Origin of the sequence: Polynucleobacter sp. MWH-UH2A, from assembly GCF_018687195.1 — a bacterium.
Lineage (GTDB): Bacteria > Pseudomonadota > Gammaproteobacteria > Burkholderiales > Burkholderiaceae > Polynucleobacter.
This window is the reverse complement of the sequence record NZ_CP061321.1, coordinates 224858-244202: the sequence shown is the minus strand read 5'-3', so window position 1 is coordinate 244202 and position 19345 is coordinate 224858. Positions and strand designations below refer to the sequence as shown.

General features: G+C 45.5%; 18 protein-coding genes. 4 read left to right on the top strand and 14 right to left on the bottom strand.

The window, feature by feature from the left end:
- Nucleotides 1-34: 34 nt before the first annotated feature.
- Nucleotides 35-754 (bottom strand): YdcF family protein, encoded by a 720-nt coding sequence (locus IC571_RS01290; RefSeq protein ID WP_251373454.1) that lies wholly within the window; start codon nt 752-754, stop codon nt 35-37.
- A gap of 174 nt (nt 755-928) precedes the next feature.
- Between IC571_RS01290 and IC571_RS01285 the strand changes: the two genes are divergently transcribed.
- Both IC571_RS01285 and IC571_RS01280 read left to right on the top strand, forming a co-directional pair.
- Nucleotides 929-2401: a deoxyribodipyrimidine photo-lyase gene (locus IC571_RS01285; protein ID WP_215316970.1), complete on the top strand. Its 1473-nt coding sequence runs from the start codon at nt 929-931 to the stop codon at nt 2399-2401.
- Between the two features lie 19 nt (nt 2402-2420).
- On the top strand, nt 2421-3260 hold the full coding sequence (locus IC571_RS01280) for a symmetrical bis(5'-nucleosyl)-tetraphosphatase (protein ID WP_215316968.1): 840 nt from the start codon (nt 2421-2423) through the stop codon (nt 3258-3260).
- Nucleotides 3261-3266: 6 nt separating this feature from the next.
- Here the strand turns inward: IC571_RS01280 and hemL are convergent, their stop codons facing one another.
- The 10 genes from hemL to IC571_RS01230 form a co-directional block, all read right to left on the bottom strand.
- Complete coding sequence (hemL, locus tag IC571_RS01275) at nt 3267-4562, bottom strand: glutamate-1-semialdehyde 2,1-aminomutase (RefSeq protein ID WP_215316966.1); 1296 nt, start codon at nt 4560-4562, stop codon at nt 3267-3269.
- Between the two features lie 46 nt (nt 4563-4608).
- Nucleotides 4609-4779 carry a rubredoxin gene (locus IC571_RS01270; RefSeq protein ID WP_071464595.1) on the bottom strand — a complete coding sequence of 57 codons (171 nt, stop codon included), beginning with the start codon at nt 4777-4779 and terminating at the stop codon, nt 4609-4611.
- 87 nt (nt 4780-4866) lie between these two features.
- A complete protein-coding gene (locus tag IC571_RS01265; protein ID WP_215316965.1) occupies nt 4867-6321 on the bottom strand; it encodes a class I SAM-dependent RNA methyltransferase in 1455 nt (484 codons plus the stop codon).
- Between the two features lie 72 nt (nt 6322-6393).
- Entirely contained in the window at nt 6394-6819 is a 426-nt protein-coding gene (locus IC571_RS01260) for a CopD family protein (RefSeq protein ID WP_215316963.1), read from the bottom strand.
- Nucleotides 6820-6846: 27 nt separating this feature from the next.
- Nucleotides 6847-8124 carry a glutamate-5-semialdehyde dehydrogenase gene (locus IC571_RS01255; RefSeq protein ID WP_215316961.1) on the bottom strand — a complete coding sequence of 426 codons (1278 nt, stop codon included), beginning with the start codon at nt 8122-8124 and terminating at the stop codon, nt 6847-6849.
- Nucleotides 8125-8158: 34 nt separating this feature from the next.
- The gene (holA, locus tag IC571_RS01250) at nt 8159-9220 is read right to left on the bottom strand and encodes a DNA polymerase III subunit delta (protein ID WP_215316959.1); all 1062 of its coding nucleotides are present in this window, start codon (nt 9218-9220) and stop codon (nt 8159-8161) included.
- A 28-nt stretch (nt 9221-9248) separates the two neighbouring features.
- Entirely contained in the window at nt 9249-9776 is a 528-nt protein-coding gene (gene lptE / locus IC571_RS01245) for an LPS assembly lipoprotein LptE (protein ID WP_215316957.1), read from the bottom strand.
- A gap of 19 nt (nt 9777-9795) precedes the next feature.
- Nucleotides 9796-12465, bottom strand: coding sequence for a leucine--tRNA ligase (gene leuS / locus IC571_RS01240; protein WP_215316955.1), 2670 nt, complete (start codon nt 12463-12465; stop codon nt 9796-9798).
- A 27-nt stretch (nt 12466-12492) separates the two neighbouring features.
- Nucleotides 12493-13317 carry a 4-hydroxy-tetrahydrodipicolinate reductase gene (dapB, locus tag IC571_RS01235; RefSeq protein ID WP_215317772.1) on the bottom strand — a complete coding sequence of 275 codons (825 nt, stop codon included), beginning with the start codon at nt 13315-13317 and terminating at the stop codon, nt 12493-12495.
- Between the two features lie 107 nt (nt 13318-13424).
- The gene (locus IC571_RS01230) at nt 13425-14162 is read right to left on the bottom strand and encodes an outer membrane protein assembly factor BamE (protein WP_251373452.1); all 738 of its coding nucleotides are present in this window, start codon (nt 14160-14162) and stop codon (nt 13425-13427) included.
- A gap of 28 nt (nt 14163-14190) precedes the next feature.
- Here IC571_RS01230 and fur point away from each other — a divergent pair, with 28 nt between their 5' ends.
- The gene (gene fur, locus IC571_RS01225; RefSeq protein WP_173955007.1) at nt 14191-14646 is read left to right on the top strand and encodes a ferric iron uptake transcriptional regulator; all 456 of its coding nucleotides are present in this window, start codon (nt 14191-14193) and stop codon (nt 14644-14646) included.
- Nucleotides 14647-14769: 123 nt separating this feature from the next.
- On the opposite strand, the gene gap is transcribed toward fur, so the two are convergent.
- Together gap and tkt are read right to left on the bottom strand one after the other, a co-directional pair.
- On the bottom strand, nt 14770-15798 hold the full coding sequence (gap, locus tag IC571_RS01220) for a type I glyceraldehyde-3-phosphate dehydrogenase (RefSeq protein ID WP_215316953.1): 1029 nt from the start codon (nt 15796-15798) through the stop codon (nt 14770-14772).
- 49 nt (nt 15799-15847) lie between these two features.
- The gene (tkt, locus tag IC571_RS01215; RefSeq protein ID WP_215317770.1) at nt 15848-17851 is read right to left on the bottom strand and encodes a transketolase; all 2004 of its coding nucleotides are present in this window, start codon (nt 17849-17851) and stop codon (nt 15848-15850) included.
- 44 nt (nt 17852-17895) lie between these two features.
- Between tkt and IC571_RS01210 the strand changes: the two genes are divergently transcribed.
- Complete coding sequence (locus tag IC571_RS01210; protein WP_215316951.1) at nt 17896-18654, top strand: 16S rRNA (uracil(1498)-N(3))-methyltransferase; 759 nt, start codon at nt 17896-17898, stop codon at nt 18652-18654.
- 31 nt (nt 18655-18685) lie between these two features.
- Here IC571_RS01210 and IC571_RS01205 read toward each other — a convergent pair whose 3' ends face one another.
- Entirely contained in the window at nt 18686-19306 is a 621-nt protein-coding gene (locus IC571_RS01205; protein ID WP_215316949.1) for a barstar family protein, read from the bottom strand.
- Between the last annotated feature and the right edge of the window lie 39 nt (nt 19307-19345).

Here is a 19345-nt window from a genome sequence, read left to right as displayed (position 1 = left end):
GGCCGTTGTCATATAGGTCTATTTTACCGAATATCTAGATTTTTCCAGCAATCCAATAGGCAAAAAGTCCAACGAACTCATGAACTAACTTATTCCAATTTTGGGCGCCATCGACTAAATCAAATTCAACCCAGCGAAGACTTGCTGCTGTCTGATAATCGACTGGCACCGGAATGATGGCAATAGCCTGCTTTTCAAAAATCTTGGCAGAGCGATACGTGTGACTGGCAGAAGTAACCAGTAGCCATGGCTTCAAAGTGCCAGACTCGTTCTTCTTGCCAAATTCTTCAATCATTGGCTTCATGTAAAGAACATTCTCGTAGGTATTTCGGGACTGATTCTCATAATGCGCAGTTTTGTCTGTTAGCTCAGTAAGACCCTGCTCTTGAATCAACTGTTTAAAAGCGTCCGCTTCAGAGACCCCCTTAGGACTAATGCGACCTGAGTAACCACTAAATATGAATGGCAGGTCCGGGTACTTTCTGATCAATTCAAAGGCTTTGGTCACGCGCTCTGCCGAGGAATAAATGGATACCTCTCCCCGATCAACAGCAATCTGACCACCCTCTATTGCGCCACCTAAGATGATGATTCCACCCAAATCATTTTCGGCAAGTCCAACTAGCGTGGTTTTGGGAATAATTTCCTCGAGATACCTCAAACCCAGCTCAGAAGTAGGTAACCAGCCAACTATCAACACATCCAATAGCGCTAATACTAAGAAGCGTTTGCAAAGCGCCGCTTTTCGAAGCAACAGAAAAATCAGGCTAAAAATAATAAAAAGAATTACCCAATTTAGGGGCTCTATGCAGAACTGCACCACTTTCGAAAGAATAAAAAAGATCGTATCCATCATTGCCTGAAATCTTAACTCGTTTAAATAGGCATCTTCCAACAATTTTTATCAATTAGCCCTAATATAAGGTCTATGTATAAAGGACTTGTTTGGCTGCGACGCGATCTCCGCCTGTATGACAATGCGGCACTTCACCATGCTCTCATGAACTGTAAGCAAGTCTGGCTTACCTTCATTTTTGACACTGAAATTCTGAAACCCCTGTTGCAAGGTGAACTTGATTCCAAAGGTCTCAAACATGACCGCCGTGTTGACTTTATCTGGCAGGGCATTAAGCAGATAGACGAGGAACTAAGACAACTTGGTGGCGGACTAATCGTCCGTTTTAGCAATCCAACCGAATGCATTCCTCAAATCGCCAAAGAGCTCGGCGTTGATGCCGTATTCACCAATCATGACTATGAGCCCTCCGCGATTCGTAGAGATGAATTAGTCCAAGATTCACTTGAAAAGTCAGGTATTCGATTTGAGTCTTTCAAAGACCAAGTGATTTTTGAGAAAAAGGAAATTCTGACCAATTCGAATACCGTCTTTTCAGTCTTCACACCATACAAAAATAATTGGCTTAAGACGCTACAAGAAAGAGATTTAGCTGCATACGAATGCAAGCCCAAACCAGGACAATTTGCCCCGGCTCCTAAAAAACTAGATCTAGCGATGCCCTCTTTAGAGTCAATGGGCTTTTGTTCCACAGGCATTGAAAGCTATCTGCCACCTGGATCTCAAGGAGGCCAACTATTTTTAGAAGACTTTCTCTCACGTATTGATCAATATCAGATTGGTAGAGATTTCCCAGCCGTCAAGGGCGTCAGCTACCTATCGACACACCTGCGCTTTGGGATGCTCTCCATTCGCGGCCTAGTGCGTGAAGCGCATCGTCGAATGCTTGCGGGTAGCATGGGCGCTACGATTTGGCTTAGCGAACTGATATGGCGTGACTTTTATTTCATGATTCTCTCTAATCATCCACGCTTAGCAGAGGGCGTCTCGTTTAAGCCAGACTATGACAACATTGTTTGGGAAAGTGGTGCTCATGCCAAAAAGCTATTCAATGCTTGGTGCGAGGGTAAAACTGGCTATCCATTAGTGGATGCCGCTATGCATCAACTGAATCAGACTGGCTATATGCACAATCGATTACGTATGGTTGTGGCCAGCTTTCTGACCAAAGATTTGGGTATTGACTGGAGATGGGGTGAACGCTATTTTGCTGAGCATCTCAATGATTTTGAGCTCTCTTCCAATAACGGTGGCTGGCAATGGGCATCCTCTTCAGGCTGTGATGCTCAACCCTATTTCAGAATCTTTAATCCCATTACCCAGTCCGAGAAATTTGACTCGGAAGGGAAATTTATCAAACGATACCTGCCGCAACTAGAGAAACTCTCCAAGAAGTCGATTCATGCCCCCTGGAAAGCGGGGCATATCGAACTTGAATCTGCAGGCATTGTTCTGGGGCGAGACTATCCATACCCAGTAGTTGATCATGATGAGGCACGTAAGAAGACTTTAGTTCGATATAACGTCGTTAAAAAAGTGACTTAAGTTCCCTTTAAGATAGAGCATGAGCAAAATTTACGCTGTAGGGGATATTCAAGGGTGTGCGCGTTCACTGAAAGCCCTTGTTAAAAAGCTTCCCAAAAATTCAAAAATGATTTTTTTAGGAGATTTAGTGAATCGCGGCCCCGACTCTCTCGGAGCATTGCGCCAACTCAAGGTTTTGCAAGAGTCTGGCCGAGCAGAATGCATTCTCGGCAACCATGATCTTCACTTGCTAGCAATAGACGCTGGTATTCGCAATACTCGTGGACTAGATACTGTCGAGCCTATTCTAAAAGCGCCTGACCGCAAAGAGCTCATAAACTGGATCCGCAAACGTCCTCTGGCCCTGAGCAATGGCAAGGTTCTCACTGTTCATGCTGGCGCGCTCCCGCAATGGGATTTACAGCAAACCATCGAATGCGCGCAGGAAGTCGAGAAAGTATTGCGCAGTAAATCTTATAAAGACTTCTTAGGGAATATGTATGGCAACACCCCCAATAAATGGAGCAATTCCCTAAAGGGCTATGATCGTTTGCGAGTCATCACGAATGCATTAACCAGAATGCGTTTTTGTAAACCTAGTGGAAAAATGGAATTTGAAAGTAAAGAAGGCTTAGAAGATGGTCCCAAGGGTTATATCCCTTGGTTCAAAGTCCCGAAGAGAAAAACACAAGATACCGTAATTTACTTTGGTCATTGGTCAACACTAGGCCTCTTACGAGAAAACAATGTTGTGGGTCTTGATACTGGCTGCGTATGGGGCGGAAAACTTACCGCCATGGAGATCTCTAACTCCAATAAAGACATGAAACGCTCAGAGATCATTCAAGTGGATGGCTATGATCATCCACTCAGAATGTAATAAAAATTACTTTAGCTTTTGAAACGACTTCTCAGCTGCAGTAATAATGGCATTAACGACATTATTGTCATGCACAATCGATGTGAATCCAGCCTCATATGCTGAAGGTGCTAAATACATGCCTTCATCTAACATGAGGTGAAAGAATTTCTTGAAGGTATCAATATTGGTTTTTGTAACTGCTTCGTATGAAGTGGGCACATCCTTAGCGAAATAGAAACCAAACATACCACCAACACTATCTACTGAAAACAGGATATTTGCTTTATCTGCTGCTTGCTTCAAACCCGTCATTAATTTTTTTGTTTGGCCAGTTAAGCACTCAAAGAAACCTGCTCTAGAAATAATCTCGAGCGTTTTCAAACCAGCGGCTACGGCCACAGGATTGCCGGATAAAGTGCCAGCCTGATAAACGTTACCCAAAGGGGCTAATTTCGACATGATCTCTTTTTTGCCACCAAAAGCAGCTATTGGCATACCGCCACCCATCACTTTTCCAAGACAGGTCAAGTCAGGCATAATGCCTTGCAATGATTGGGCGCCGCCAAGCGCAACCCTAAAGCCAGTCATGACCTCATCGTAAATTAATACGCTACCAAACTTGCTAGTCAAATTACGAATAGCGCTTAAGAATTCTTTAGATGGTTGAATCAAATTCATATTGCCAGCAATAGGCTCCAGAATGACCGCCGCAATTTGATTACCCTGCTTTGCAAACACTTCTTCAATTGCCGCAACATCGTTATACGGCAATACCAAAGTGTGCTTCACTAGATCTTGGGGTACACCACCAGAAGATGGCGCGTTCTGGGTAGAGTCCGCAAAAGTTAAGAGTCCTGAACCTGCTTTTACCAATAAGCTATCAGCATGTCCGTGATAGCAGCCCTCAAATTTAATGATTAAGTCGCGCCCAGTAAAGCCTCGAGCCAAACGTAAAGCACTCATCGTCGCCTCAGTTCCGCTCGAAACCATGCGAACCTGCTCAACACTGGGCATCAGTGCACAGATACGCTCAGCAAGCTCAATCTCGCCTTCAGTAGGTGCGCCATAGCTAAAGCTTGTTGTAGCCGCCTTTTGAACAGCTTCAACCACTTCTGGGTTTGCATGACCAACAATCATGGGCCCCCAGGACATAATTAAATCGATGTAACGCTTGTTATCGGCATCCCAAAAATAAGGGCCTTGAGCTTTAGTTACAAAACGGGGTGTACCGCCTACTTGACGAAATGCCCTCACCGGAGAATTCACGCCACCAGGAATCGTTTTCTGCGCGCGTTCAAATAAGACGTCGTTTTGACTCACTATGATCTCAATCTATTTAATTTCTTTGTTATTAGGTAGCAAATAATCAAATTGCCATCATCTCAAAATCTTCTTTGCGGGCACCACACTCTGGGCATGTCCAATTCATTGGTACATCTTTCCATAGCGTGCCTGGTGCAATACCTTCATCTGGCAAACCTGCAGCCTCGTCGTATACCCAACCACAAATCAAACACATATAGGTTTTGAATTCCATGAATACTATCTCCGCTTATATCAATATTGGCCGTGCACTGAAGCGATGCGCCGATTACATACTTCCATTCTAAAACGCATTAGCCCTTCATTCACTCTCAGTATGTGAACTTGCAGTACGTTTTTGATGCATCTCAAACTTAAATAGTCGGCACTCCAGAGGGCCGTTAAATAAGGGAGTGCGCTTAGACTCTTTAATCCGTAGTTGGCCCGGCAAAGCCATATCAGCGGTCAACACAAAGATGCTCCAGCCACCAAAGGCCTCTTTGAGGTGTTGTCCAAATTGACGTAAGAATTCGACAAATTTAGGGTCTTGCTCCTCCTGAGCTTGGAGCTTTTTAAGAGATTCCCGACTCGATCGTTTAGTACTTTGTCGACCCGTTTCCAGGTTCAGTTCGAAACGGTTTTCTGGTTCACCGTCATCGCTCATATCGCGCAAATTAGCACCTTGACCACGACCTCCTTTGATTACCAAACGCTCTCCATAAGGGGGGTTCAATAACATTACGCCATTTTGCGCATTACTTGGAGGCTTACTTGCCATTGCGTCGACCTGCCGCACTGGTGGTTGATCTGGTAGTTGCGCTCTTTGCCAATTGCCTCGAAACATCGCAACCAGCTTTTCATTAATATCGCTACCGCTAATTCCTAAAGACTGAGCATCTGGATATTGTTTACGCTTCTCCAGAATCTCGTTTAAGGATGACTCTTTTAGACTCACCCAGTGCTTTTGTTCAGCAGCTTCGTTAAATGGCTTCAGTCTCTGAAAACCAAATCCATCTGCAGAAGTCACTAAGGGGCGATAAGCTAATTTACTGGGCTTAGCACCGTCACCATACATACCAGCCCGAATGCCTCCCGGAGGAATAGCCAGCGCCGTTTGCGCCGCTTCAATTAAAAAGGTTCCACTGCCACACATGGGGTCGAATAAAGTCTGTCCAGGCTTCCAGCCAATGATCGTCAAAATACCTGCAGCTAAATTTTCTTTTAAGGGGGCATCTCCTTTTTCATCACGCCAACCGCGTTTGAAAAGGGCCTCACCAGAAGTATCTAAATAAATCGTGACATGGGTTGCGGTTAAATGCGCTTGTACACGAACGTCCGGAAACGTAGTATCGATATTAGGGCGATCGCCAGTGACGTCTCGTAAACGATCAACAATCGCGTCTTTAATCTTAAGAGTTGCGAAGTTCAAACTCTTAAGAGGCGAGCGATGAGCTGTTATATCTACTCTTAACGTTTGCTTTGAACTAAACCAATCTTCCCAAGCTAAACCAGAGGCTAATTTATAAAGATCATCTTCTTGTCGATAAGGTGCTTGTGCCATTTGCAACAAGACACGACTAGCAATTCTGGAATGCAGATTCAGGGCCATTGCAGCGGAGAGTGGTCCGGCAAGCCCAATGCCACCCGTAGGGCTAGTTGGAGTTGGGTCAATAACCCATGTTCCCAAGGCTTTAGCGTCTGGACGTTGAGCAATCTCCGCTAGCTCCTGCGCTAGCGGAACCTCTAAGCCACCTGGGCAAACAACAAAAAATCGCATTGGGCTAACAGTCTAAAAAGGGGAAGTCAGAATTTGAATAAGTTTCTTGGTTGAGCAATATTCAATAATCAATTAAGGCTTAAAAATGACCAAAGCCACAATTACAAATAACAAAATCACGGGAACTTCGTTGAACCAGCGATACCAAACGCCAGATCTAGTATTGAGACCAGCCCGAAACTTCTTTAGCAAACTAAAGCAAGCATGGTGGTAACCAATCACCAGAATTACAAAGAATAACTTGGCATGCATCCACACATCACCAGAGCCAATACCAAAGCCTAGCCAAAGGGTTAGCCCAAGCAAGATAGCTGGCACAGCTAGGATGGTCATAAAGCGATAAAGCCTGTCAGCCATACCTAAAAGACGAGCATAGGCATCGGGATTTTTCTCATCCGCCAGATTGACGTAAATTCTGGGGAGATAAAACAATCCAGCGAACCAAGAGGTAATAAACACAATGTGCAGCGTTTTTACCCAAAGGTATGCGTTTGTCATGATCAATTGGGTCTTTTAATGTATTGGTTAAGTACGAATTTCACCATGACCCAAGACAACATACTTCAACGAAGTAAGCCCATCCAAGCCAACAGGTCCACGAGCATGCAACTTGTCATTGGAGATACCAATTTCAGCGCCTAAGCCATATTCAAAACCATCGGCAAAGCGCGTACTCGCATTGACCATCACGCTAGCGCTATCCACTTCGCGCAAGAATCGATCTGCATTCGATTTGTTATTCGTAATAATCGCATCGGTATGCTTACTGCCATAGCGCTCAATATGATTCATTGCTTCATCGATATTGGCAACTGTCTTAATAGACAAAATTGGAGCAAGGTATTCAGTTTGCCAGTCTTCCTCGCGTGCATCGACTAAATTTTTAAAACCATTCTCTTCCAAAGTTGCGCGAGTGGCAGCATCAACACGCAATTCCACGCCCTTATCTTGATAAATTTTGCATAACTCTGGCAAAACCTTTGCAGCAATATCTTTATTGACCAATAGTGTTTCCATGGCATTGCAAGGCGCATAGCGTTGTGTCTTTGCGTTGTCACACACCTTGACTGCCATTGCCAAATCAGCATCTGCATCAATGTAAGTATGGCAAATACCATCCAAATGCTTGATCATCGGAACACGGGCTTCCGCCATGAGACGTGCAATTAGGCTTTTTCCTCCGCGAGGAACAATCACATCAATGTATTGCGTCATGGTGATCATTTCACCCACAGCGCTGCGATCGGTGGTGGTCACTACCTGCACCGCATCTTTAGGAAGATTTGCCGCAGCAAGTCCCTCTTGAATGATTTGCGCCAACAATGTGTTTGAATCAATTGCCTCCGAGCCACCACGTAATATCACTGCATTACCTGATTTGAGACACAATGCCGCAGCATCAATCGTGACGTTTGGACGTGATTCATAAATAATGCCGATCACGCCTAATGGCACTCTCATCTGACCAAGTTCGATTCCAGAAGCCTGTTTTTTCAGAGCGGAAATTTTTCCAATCGGATCTTCCAAAGAAACAATCTGCTCAAGACCTAAAGCCATGGTTTCAATAGTCTTTGGCGTCATAGTGAGGCGATCTACAAATGCAGCATCCTGACCATTTGCTTTGGCCCGCTCAACATCCACTGCATTTACCTTTTGAATCTCATCAGCCTTTTGACGCACTAACTTTGCAATATGCAACAAGGCTTGATTCTTTTGCTCACTAGATGCGCGAGCCATAGCACGCGAAGCACTGCGTGCTCGCTGACCAATGTCCTGCATCATTTTCTGAATTTCCGTACTCATCTTTGCTATTTTCTACCAATTCCTCTACCAATTCTTATCGCAGCAGGTTTCCTACTAGACGCAGCCCATCCCAAGGGTCTGCAGGCAGCTCTGCTGCTGATAAGCCCTTGACTTGACGATCCAGGCCTGCCGCCACTTGCATCGCTCTACGTAATTTGACGGGCTGAATTCTTCTTAAAGCCGTAGGATACAGGCGCTCCTTATTACCCCAAATGCGATTGGCACGCATGAGTTGCTGAATAGACTCTCCAGCATCGCCAGCAGCCTTTAACTTCGATAGCAGCCTTAACTCTTCGGTTACACTCCACAGAATCAATACCAAAGGCTCGCCCTCACCTTTTAAACCATCTAACATGCGATTTAATCTAGGCAAATCCCCTGCCAACATCGCCTCAGTTAACTCAAATACGTTATAGCGTGCCACCTTAAGAATAGAAGAACGAACTTGCTCCTCCGTAAGCGCCCCAGCGGGATAGAGCAATCCTAACTTCAAGATCTCTTGATGAGCAGCAATTAGATTTCCCTCGACCTGATCGGCAATAAATTCCAAGGCGCGTTGACCCTCTGGGCCGCCCTCGACTTCTTGATTTTGTTTTTTCAGTCGTGCACCAATCCATCTTGGTAGGTTGGCACGATCAATTGAATCAATCTGAACCGCCATTCCCACTTCATCTAAAGCACTGAACCAAGCTGAGGTTTTGGTTTTGCCATCTAACCTAGGTAGCACGATACAAACTACCGTATCAGGCCCCTCAGAACTATTGGACTGCGATGCTATTTGCACAGCAAACTGTTTTAAGGCATCCGCTCCATCGCGCCCAGGCTTACCAGTCGGGATGCGGAGCTCGACCCATTTTTTATCACCAAACAAAGACATTGTTTGGCCTGCACTAAGTAACGTGCTCCAATCAAAGCCACGCTCTTGCAATAAGACTTCACGCTCTGTAAAGCCCAATTTCTTGGCGGCAATACGCAATTGATCCATAGCTTCCATCATTAATAGTGGTTCATCGCCACTAAAAATGTAGAGCGGTTGCATCGCTCCACCAGAACTCAAGGATTTGAGATGGGCTTGCAGGGCGTCGACTTTAACCATGCGAGTCTAGATTTTCTGGGGTCTTCTTTTAAAAAGATTTGGTTCTAGGTGCTCTTGCGGCCGCAGAAACGCGACGCAAAATCTGTACAGCCAAATCCTTACGCATCAATGATAAGAATTGTTGTTGCTGAACATCGGTTGCCAAAACAGTCGTATTCGAGAAGTCCATATCGCGAGTCATGTAGATCTCACTATCCGGAATGATTTCCGCACCAGAATTATCAAACGCTCGAAAACCGACACGGATATTTAAGCGATATGCAGAAACCTGACCGGCCGAGTTGTAAGCCAAGATTTCACGGCCATTAATATCGTTCGTAATTTCCAGAATCAGATCGGCATCCTTTGGACTAATCGCAACCTTAGCATCTGTGCCTTGCAAAATGGATGTCTGAATATCAGCACGCAAGGGTGGCGAAGGATTTCCGGTGATAGCAATCGCCTTAAATGGCAAATCCACCATGCCACGCAAACGATAACCGCAGGCTACCAAGCCGCTGACTGGGACGCTAGCAATCAGACCAAGCAATACACGACGAAGTGGGCTGGTGACCATGGGTATGCTTTCTATAGACCTATGCAACGATATTGACCAAACGGCCCGGAACCACAATCACCTTCTTTGGGGCTCCACCATTAAGCGCTTTTTGTGCAGGCTCACTATCTAAGGCAATGGATTCAATTTGCTCTTTGTTAGCCTCTGCTGGAACCTTAATGTCACCACGCAACTTGCCATTAATTTGCAACATCAAAGTAATTTCTGTTTGCACAAGCGCAGACTCATCAACTAACGGCCATGGGGCATCCAATAATGCTCCAAACGTATTGGCATAACCCAGATCTTTCCAAAGAACATGAGTTAAGTGGGGTACTACAGGGTAAAGTACGCGCAGCAGAATGCTAAGAGACTCGCGCAGCACTGGCGCACTAATAGCAGCACCTTGGTCTAATTTAATTGGCTCAAGTACATTCAGCATCTTCATAGCAGCAGATACAACAGTGTTGTATTGACGACGCTGATAATCAAAATTAGCCTGCTTCAAAATAGAGTGCACTTCGCGACGTAACTCTTTATCGGCATCGCTCAAATTCCCTGGAAGCGCATCCTGCGCATCACGAATCGCATCAGCTTGGCTGCTTGAGTACATCCACACACGACGCAAGAAACGAGAAGCGCCATCGACCCCAGCACCCGACCACTCGAGCTGTTGCTCTGGCGGGGCTGCAAACATCACGAATAAACGAGCAGTATCCGCACCATATTGATCAATCAAAGCCTGAGGATCAACGCCATTGTTCTTACTCTTGGACATCTTCTCAACGCCACCAATCATGACTGGTGATGAAGCTTCGCCTTTAAGCTTGGCTCCTTGTGGGCGACCCTTTTCATCAAGCTCTAACTCAACATCCAAAGGGTTGAGCCAGGTTTTTTTACCAGATGCTTCTTCGGTGTAATAGGTTTCGTTGAGAACCATACCCTGAGTTAAGAGATTCTGGAAGGGCTCATTAAAGGTAATTAAATTCAGATCACGCATGACCTTGGTCCAAAAGCGCGCATAGAGCAAATGCAAAATCGCATGCTCAATGCCACCAATGTACTGGTCCATTGGCATCCAATAATCATTGCGTTCATCAACCATGCTCTTAGCGTCCGGTCCGGTATAGCGCATGAAATACCATGAGGAATCCACAAAGGTATCCATCGTGTCGGTTTCACGTCGTGCAGGCTTGCCACACTTCGGGCACTTCACGTTTAAGAAATCGGCACGCTTATTTAGTGGATTACCGCTGCCATCTGGAACGCAATCTTCTGGCAACACGACGGGCAAGTCAGCCTCTGGAACCGGAACAGCGCCGCAACCAGAGTTCTGCTGATCGCCACAATGAATAATCGGAATTGGCGTACCCCAGTAACGTTGACGAGAGATTCCCCAATCACGCAATCGGTAGGTGGTCTTAATTTCACCAATACCCATTTCACTCAAATCTTTTGCTACTGCGCTGACTGCCTCATCGTGCGAGAGGCCATCGTATTTGCCACTGTTAAAGCAAACCACATCCTCTTTTTGGGCATACCAATCCTCCCAACGAGTGGCATTAAACATCGGCGACTCGCCTTTTAATGCAATTACTTGCTTAATGGGTAAGTCGTATTTAAGAGCAAAAGCAAAATCACGCTCATCGTGCGCAGGCACACCCATCACCGCACCATCACCATAAGACATCAAGACATAATTACCAACCCATACCGGCACAGGCTCATTCGTTAATGGATGTGTCACATACAAGCCTGTGAACATACCTTCTTTTTCTTGAGTAGCAAGATCTGCTTCAATCACACTACCGGTTTTGCACTTCTCGATGAATGTGGCTAAGGCAGGATTATTTTCTGCCGCCTTAGTAGCCAATGGATGCTCTGCAGCAACTGCACAGAAAGTAACCCCCATGATGGTGTCAGCACGGGTGGTAAATACATATAACAAACCATCTTGAATAAATTTGCCATGAGCATCCGCGATCTCATGCTTAAAAGCAAAACGCACGCCACGACTTTTACCAATCCAGTTTTGCTGCATGGTTTTGACACGCTCAGGCCAACCCAAACCATCTAAACCAGAAAGCAATTGCTCCGCATAAGCAGTAATGTTGAAGTAATAACCTGGAATCTCGCGCTTTTCAACCAAAGCACCAGAACGCCAACCGCGACCATCAATAACCTGTTCGTTTGCTAAAACAGTTTGATCGATGGGATCCCAATTCACGACCTGGGTCTTGCGATAAGCAATACCCTTTTCCAACATTTTCAGGAAGAGCCATTGATTCCAACGATAGTAATCTGGACTACATGTAGCAACTTCCCTTGACCAATCAATTGCTAGACCCATCGCCGCCATCTGCTTTTTCATGTAAGCGATGTTGTCGTAGGTCCATTTCGCCGGGGGTACTTTATTCTGTATAGCCGCATTTTCTGCAGGCATTCCAAATGCATCCCAACCCATCGGCATCAAGACGTTATAGCCTTGCATGCGTAGCTGGCGAGCCATCACATCATTAATCGTGTAATTACGGACGTGACCCATATGTAACTTGCCTGATGGATAAGGCAACATTGAGCACGCGTAATACTTCGGTTTTTTCTTGCCGTCTGCACCGACAGTGTTTTCTGCAACTTTATAAGCTTTAGCAACATCCCAATCTGCTTGTGCAACTGCTTCAATCGCGCGGTAATCGTAATCCTTACTCATTCAATACAACTCTTTTCTTCTTTTGCTTTATTTATTGACTGTATTTTTGATTGAGTTGCGCAATCCCAAAACATCTTGCATGTCATATAGACCTGAATTTTGGCCTTGCAAGAAACGTGCGGCACGCAATGAGCCCTGCGCATATGACTGACGACTTGAAGATTTGTGGCTAATTTCAATGCGCTCGCCATCACCTGCAAAAAGCACTGTGTGGTCACCAACAATATCTCCGCCACGAATGGTGGCAAAGCCAATGGAACCCTCTTTACGCTCCCCGGTATGCCCCTCACGCGCGTACACAGCAACATCATCCAATTTCTCACCGAGAGCTTGCGCAATCACTTCGCCCATTTTTAGTGCTGTGCCTGATGGCGCATCCACTTTATGACGGTGATGGGCTTCAATAACCTCAATGTCATATCCCTGGTTCAACATCTTGGCAGCGATTTCTAGAAGCTTAAAAGTGGCATTCACACCAACACTCATATTTGGAGCAAAGACGATTGCCAATTTAGTGGATGCTTTTTTCAGGTTAGCAATTTGATCAGCGCTCAGACCTGTTGTGCCAATGATCATCTTGGTACCTGTTTTTTCGGATACAGCCAAATGTGCCATCGTGCCTTCAGGTCTTGTGAAGTCAATCAAAAACTCTGCGTTAGCTAGAACAGCAGCAATATCAGACGAGATGACAACACCGGTTTTTTTGCCTAGAAAAGATCCAGCATCTTCGCCTAACTGAGGACAGGAAGAGTGCTCAAGCGCACCAACGAGTTGTGCGTCAGGTGTATTGAGTACAGTCTCAATCAGCATCCTACCCATACGACCAGTAGCTCCAGCTATTGCAATTTTCATCATCTATTTCTTCGCTTGTAGTTAACGGTATTTCAAGATGCTATTGAATTTCTGCTTTTGAAATTCTGAAAACATCACATTAAAAATTTGATTTACTGCTTCATTTGTTACTGCTTCGTTTCATTCGCAGGCGGAGTATTTAAAGTGCCCGGGCCCAGTGTTTCTGGTTGAGCATCAGACTTGCTTGAAGAACCAAAGAAGTCCCAGAACGAACTTTTACTTGCGGCAGGAACAGAAGGAATGGCAACTCCAGCTGGTAGGTTATCTGTCTTGCTAGTGACCATCACTTCAGGCTGTTGTAATGGCGGAGTAACTGGAGGCTTATTAGAGCCTGTAATCACATCCCAGAACGAACGTTTCGATTTAGAGTAGTTATCAATCTCTGCCACCAACTCAACCTCTGTTGGCAATGCATCGCCTTCAAATTTCACTAATTTGTCGCCATCGAAATACACAGTGACATGACGCTCAGCACCCACACGCTGACCGGCGCGCTTAAATTCAAATACGTAATCCCAACGATTTGCATGGAAGTAACTTGCTAATAAAGGTGTGCCAAGTATTTGACGCACTTGTTCGCGTGACATGCCAAGCTTCAATTTGGCATATTGCTCACTGGAGATGAAGTTGCCTTGCACCACATCCGGCACATATGGTCGAAAGACTTTATTCATCCAAGCGCGTTGGGTCTCATCCACCGCTGTAGAACAGCCGCTGACTCCAATCGCAATAAATGCTGCAATCGCTAAAACACCCCCTTTAGGGAGAGCTAAAACCCCCTTTAGGAATGCGTTTGAAAAGCGACTAAAAAGTTCAAGGCAATTTTGCATAGCTGGCCGTATCATTAAGACATTGATTTTAGCCTCCAAAGCCATGAATACGAACCAAAACCCTACTCCTGAAAATCTACGTGATATTGGCCTCAAGGCCACAGGGCCACGCATGAAAATTCTGGACTTTTTCCACCAGAACAGCGGCACACATTTCAGTGCTGAGGACGTATTTATGGCCTTAGCTAAAGAAGATCAAGAAATTGGCTTGGCCACGGTGTATCGAGTCCTTACCCAATTTGAGCAGGCTGGCTTATTACTACGTAGCCATTTTGAGTCCAGTAAAGGCGATAGCAGGGCGATCTACGAGCTCAATGAAGGTCAACACCATGATCACTTAATTTGCCTAGATTGCGGGCATGTAGAGGAGTTTGTGGATGAAGCTATTGAGAAAAGGCAGCGGGATATCGCCAAAAACCTCGGATTTAAGCTACAAGAGCATGCCCTAGCAATGTACGGTCATTGCCAGAAGAAAAACTGCCGTAATAAGCAAAAATAGGTCTTTTTACAGGCTTTTAGCTTGTTTTTAGGCCCTTAGACAATAAAAAAAGACCTCAAATTGAGGTCTTTTTTTATTTTTAACGACTATTAAGCGCAGTAAGCGTTAATTAGATGCTTTTAATTACTTAACTGCCATTAATGCTTCTGCTGCATTGAGCATTTGCACTGAGTAACCCCATTCGTTGTCATACCAAGCTAGCACCTTAACCAACTTGCCATCAGCGGAAACGCGAGTTTGAGAAGCGTCGTAAATACTTGGGCGAGGATCATGATTAAAGTCGATCGAAACTAAAGGTAAGGTATTGAAGCCCAATATACCCTTGAGCTCACCCTCGCTAGCTGCTTTCAGAATCGTATTGACCTCATCGACGCTAGTTGCGCGACTAGCGGCAAATGTGAGATCCACCACGGAAACATTAATTACTGGAACACGCATAGCGAAACCATCAAAACGCCCTGCCAATGCAGGCAATACCAAACCTACAGCTTTTGCTGCGCCAGTTTTGGTTGGAATCATGCTGCTTACGGCAGAACGCGCGCGACGCATATCCTTGTGATACACGTCTGTTAATACTTGATCGTTTGTAAATGCATGAATAGTTGTCATCAAGCCAGACTCAATGCCAATTTTTTCTAGCAATGGCTTTACCAATGGAGCCAAACAGTTTGTAGTGCAGCTTGCATTTGATACAACAACATCGCTTGGCTTTAATACATTTTGATTTACGCCATAAACAATAGTTGCATCCACATCTTTTTCACCAGGAGCAGAAATCAACACCTTCTTGGCGCCTTGCTGAATATGAATCATGGCTTTTTCTTTTGAAGTGAACTTGCCAGTGCACTCTAAAACCAAATCGACGCCCAACTCACCCCATGGAGTTTCCGCAGGATTGCGAGTACAGAACATTTTGATGCGATCGCCGTTAACCACCATGCAATCGCCATCTACTGAAACTTCAGCCGGGAAACGGCCATGCGCTGAATCATATTGAGTCAGGTGAGCATTGATGGCGATATCGCCCATGGCATTAATTGCGACAACTTTAATATCACGGCGTGGCTTGCCGTTTACTTGATCTTCATACAAGGCACGCAATACCATGCGGCCGATACGCCCATAACCATTAATTGCGACACGAATTGTCATTGATTTCCCCTAGCTAATATTGAATTCATTCGTATTGAGTATGTTCAAATCACTTCTTAGTAATGCACTGCTGCACAGTCTTCGCGATTTGATCTACTGTTAAACCAAAATATTCATACAACTGACCCGCAGGTGCAGACTCACCAAAGGTGTCTACCCCATGCACTGCTGCACAGCCATACTTCCACCAGAAGTCACTGACGCCCGCCTCAATGGCAATGCGAGGAATATTGGGTAGCAAGACTGATGATTTGTATGTTGCACTTTGTTGATCAAAAGCAGTGGTTGAAGGCATTGAAACAACGCGAATGCCAATCTTTCCATTACTTTCTTTTTCTAGACGTTCTGCAGTCTGCAGTGCCAAAGCAATTTCAGAGCCAGTAGCCATGATCACTGCATCAATTTTTCCAGACTGAGGATCACGCAATACGTAGCCACCACGCGCGATATCTTTGATTTGCGCTGCAGAGCGTGAAACAAACGGGCAATTTTGACGACTAAAGATCAGAGCGCTTGGGCCGTTCTTGCGTTCGATGGCAGCACCCCAAGCTACGGCACTCTCAGTGGTATCGCAAGGACGCCAAACCATCAAATTAGGAATCAAGCGAAGGCTGGCAACATGCTCTACAGACTGATGGGTTGGCCCATCTTCCCCCAAACCAATAGAGTCATGGGTAAAGACAAAAATACTGCGCAGCTTCATCAATGCAGCCATACGGATGGCATTGCGACTGTAGTCTGAGAACGTTAAGAAGGTGCCACCAAAAGGAATATACCCGCCGTGTAGCGCAATACCATTCATGATGGCGCCCATACCAAACTCACGCACACCATAATTAATATGGTTGCCCCACTCATTAGCGCGAACTGCTTTACATGCTGACCAATTGGTTAAATTTGAACCTGTTAAATCTGCAGAACCGCCCATGAATTCAGGCAAAGCTGGAGCTAATGCTTCAATCGCATTTTGACTTGCTTTACGTGTTGCAACAGTTTCCGCTTTAGATTGGCATGCCTTCAAATATTTGTTAAGGGTTGGCGCAAAATCCTTGGATAAATCCCCTTGCATGCGACGCTGTAATTCTGCGGCAAGCTCAGGAAATTTATTTTTGTATTTTTGGAACTCTTTATTCCACTCATGCTCAAGTGCTTGACCACGTTTTTTAAAATCCCAAGCGGTATAAATATCTTTAGGCACTTCAAATGGAGCATAGGGCCAATTCAAGGCCACGCGCGTGGCTGCAATCTCAGTTGCACCCAATGGTGAGCCATGGACCTTGTCGGTTCCTGCCATATTAGGCGAGCCTTGGCCGATCGCGGTCTTACAGCAAATCAGGGTTGGTTTATCGCTCTTCTTGGCTTTTGCTATTGCCTTAGAAACGGCTTCTGCATTGTGGCCATCAACATCACGAATCACATTCCAACCATATGCCTCAAAACGCTTTGGTGTATCTTCATTGAACCAAGAAACTACCTTGCCATCAATAGAGATACCGTTGTCATCCCAAAGCGCAATCAACTTGTTTAACTTCAAGGTGCCCGCTAATGAGCAAACCTCATGACTAATACCTTCCATCAAACAACCATCGCCTAAGAAGACATAGGTGTAGTGATCAATGATGTTGTGACCAGGACGATTAAATTCTTCAGCAAGCAATTTTTCCGCTAATGCCATGCCTACTGCATTAGAAATACCCTGACCTAATGGGCCTGTTGTTGTTTCTACCCCAGGAGTAATTCCATACTCAGGATGACCTGGAGTTTTGCTATGCAGCTGACGGAAATTTTTTAATTCCTCGATTGGCAAGTCATAACCCGAAAGATGCAATAAGGAGTACAACAACATCGAGCCGTGACCGTTAGATAATACAAAGCGATCACGATCAATCCAATGGGGATCTGTAGGGTTGTGTCTTAAATGCTCATTCCATAAACCAACAGCAATATCTGCCATGCCCATTGGCATACCAGGGTGACCTGAATTTGCCTGCTGAACTGCATCCATGGATAGGGCGCGAATGGCATTGGCCATGCGAATTTGAAGATTTGACATCGTAAAAATGGTCTCTGGAAAAATAAATTGGCTATATTTCAGTAATGCCTCAATTTTATCTTCCCGGACCATGGGATTCCGAAAAGCCAACCCCCCTCACCCCTGAGGTAGCTCACCATTTGCGCGTTAGGCGAATTGAGCTTGGAGAAACCTTCCCGATTTTTGATGGAAAAGGCCAGGTCGCCAAAGCCAAACTCCTTTCCCTCAGCGGAAAAAGTGGCTCAGCCCAATTAAGCGAAATTCGTACGGACATCCACCGAGAGACTCCTTATGCCATTACTCTGGCCCAAGGGCTGGCAGGGGGCGACAAAATGGACTGGATTGTGGAAAAGGCTATTGAAACAGGCGCTCAAGTCATCGCCCCCTTGCAATGTGAGCGATCCATTCTCAAATTAACCAAAACAAGTGATCAAGATCGCGCCCATAAGCGACTTACGCACTGGAAAGGCATTATTCAAGCAGCATGTGAGCAATGCGATAGAACGGTTCTTGCGACACTCGAACCCATTCAAAGTTTTGATGGGTATCTAAAGAAACCCGAACCCGCCCTCAAACTTCTTCTGAGTCCTGATGCAACAAAGAGCTTGTATTCCGTTCTGATAGAAACTGAACCTCAAGATCTTGTTCTGATGATTGGCCCCGAAGGAGGTCACTCCCCCGAAGAAGAGGTAAAGGCTCAAGCGGCAGGCTATCAAATTGTTTCGCTTGGAGACCGAGTACTACGCACGGAAACGGCGGGCGTTGTAGCGATAACCGCCGTGCACAGTGTGTGGAATCCAGAAATGCAAAAACGCCTCAAGTGAGGCGTTTTAAGGGTTTGACGGCAATACTCTTTTAAGCGAAAGAGTAGAACACGCGGTAAGGCGTGCGACGCTCAGCCCAGTAATCGACGGCATCACGAAATACATCTAATAAAGTTTCGCGAGCTTCTTTGTCGAATTTCTGTGTGCAAGGCAAACCTTCAAGCACCACTACAAATCCAGGTTGTTGACCTGCTTTGTCAGTGGTTGTAGTTAATGCATCTAACAAGGGATCAAAATTCTTAGCCTGTTGCTTTGTAAATGTGTAAGCAATCGCGATTGCCTCTAGCACTTCACCCTTGGTCATTGCATTTGCGCAATTGGCATAAATAAAATGCTGGCCAAGCTCGGTAGCAGCTTCCTGCAAATCAGGTGTACGGAATGCGCGAATCGATTGCACGATATTAGTGCGCACACTGCGCAACATAGCCGGTGGTCCGGCATCACGAACGGCCAAAGCGGCACGCCAAGAAGCTGTCACTTTTTTCCCCGAAACTTGATTTGCTGCATAGGTTTGTAAACGAGATAAACCGCCTTGGGCATAAACATTGGCAGCAGACGATTCCGTTTCAAGTCGATCGTTGCTATCCCAACTTTCAGCGCGGCTATGTTCTTCGAAGCTGGCTGTATTGGTGTTTTCAGAGCGATTATTCATGATGGGTGCTAGGTTACCCTTAACACGCCATCAAATCAA

Coding starts and splice junctions, on each gene's coding strand:
- tkt (WP_215317770.1), bottom strand. CDS start 17,851: ATGTCAAATCTTCAAATTCGCATGGCCAATGCCATTCGCGCCCTATCC.
- holA (WP_215316959.1), bottom strand. CDS start 9,220: ATGGTTAAAGTCGACGCCCTGCAAGCCCATCTCAAATCCTTGAGTTCT.
- IC571_RS01230 (WP_251373452.1), bottom strand. CDS start 14,162: ATGATACGGCCAGCTATGCAAAATTGCCTTGAACTTTTTAGTCGCTTT.
- IC571_RS01285 (WP_215316970.1), top strand. CDS start 929: ATGTATAAAGGACTTGTTTGGCTGCGACGCGATCTCCGCCTGTATGAC.
- IC571_RS01265 (WP_215316965.1), bottom strand. CDS start 6,321: ATGCGATTTTTTGTTGTTTGCCCAGGTGGCTTAGAGGTTCCGCTAGCG.
- IC571_RS01205 (WP_215316949.1), bottom strand. CDS start 19,306: ATGAATAATCGCTCTGAAAACACCAATACAGCCAGCTTCGAAGAACAT.
- IC571_RS01255 (WP_215316961.1), bottom strand. CDS start 8,124: ATGAGTACGGAAATTCAGAAAATGATGCAGGACATTGGTCAGCGAGCA.
- leuS (WP_215316955.1), bottom strand. CDS start 12,465: ATGAGTAAGGATTACGATTACCGCGCGATTGAAGCAGTTGCACAAGCA.
- IC571_RS01210 (WP_215316951.1), top strand. CDS start 17,896: ATGCCTCAATTTTATCTTCCCGGACCATGGGATTCCGAAAAGCCAACC.
- fur (WP_173955007.1), top strand. CDS start 14,191: ATGAATACGAACCAAAACCCTACTCCTGAAAATCTACGTGATATTGGC.
- gap (WP_215316953.1), bottom strand. CDS start 15,798: ATGACAATTCGTGTCGCAATTAATGGTTATGGGCGTATCGGCCGCATG.
- IC571_RS01270 (WP_071464595.1), bottom strand. CDS start 4,779: ATGGAATTCAAAACCTATATGTGTTTGATTTGTGGTTGGGTATACGAC.
- lptE (WP_215316957.1), bottom strand. CDS start 9,776: ATGGTCACCAGCCCACTTCGTCGTGTATTGCTTGGTCTGATTGCTAGC.
- IC571_RS01260 (WP_215316963.1), bottom strand. CDS start 6,819: ATGACAAACGCATACCTTTGGGTAAAAACGCTGCACATTGTGTTTATT.
- IC571_RS01280 (WP_215316968.1), top strand. CDS start 2,421: ATGAGCAAAATTTACGCTGTAGGGGATATTCAAGGGTGTGCGCGTTCA.
- dapB (WP_215317772.1), bottom strand. CDS start 13,317: ATGAAAATTGCAATAGCTGGAGCTACTGGTCGTATGGGTAGGATGCTG.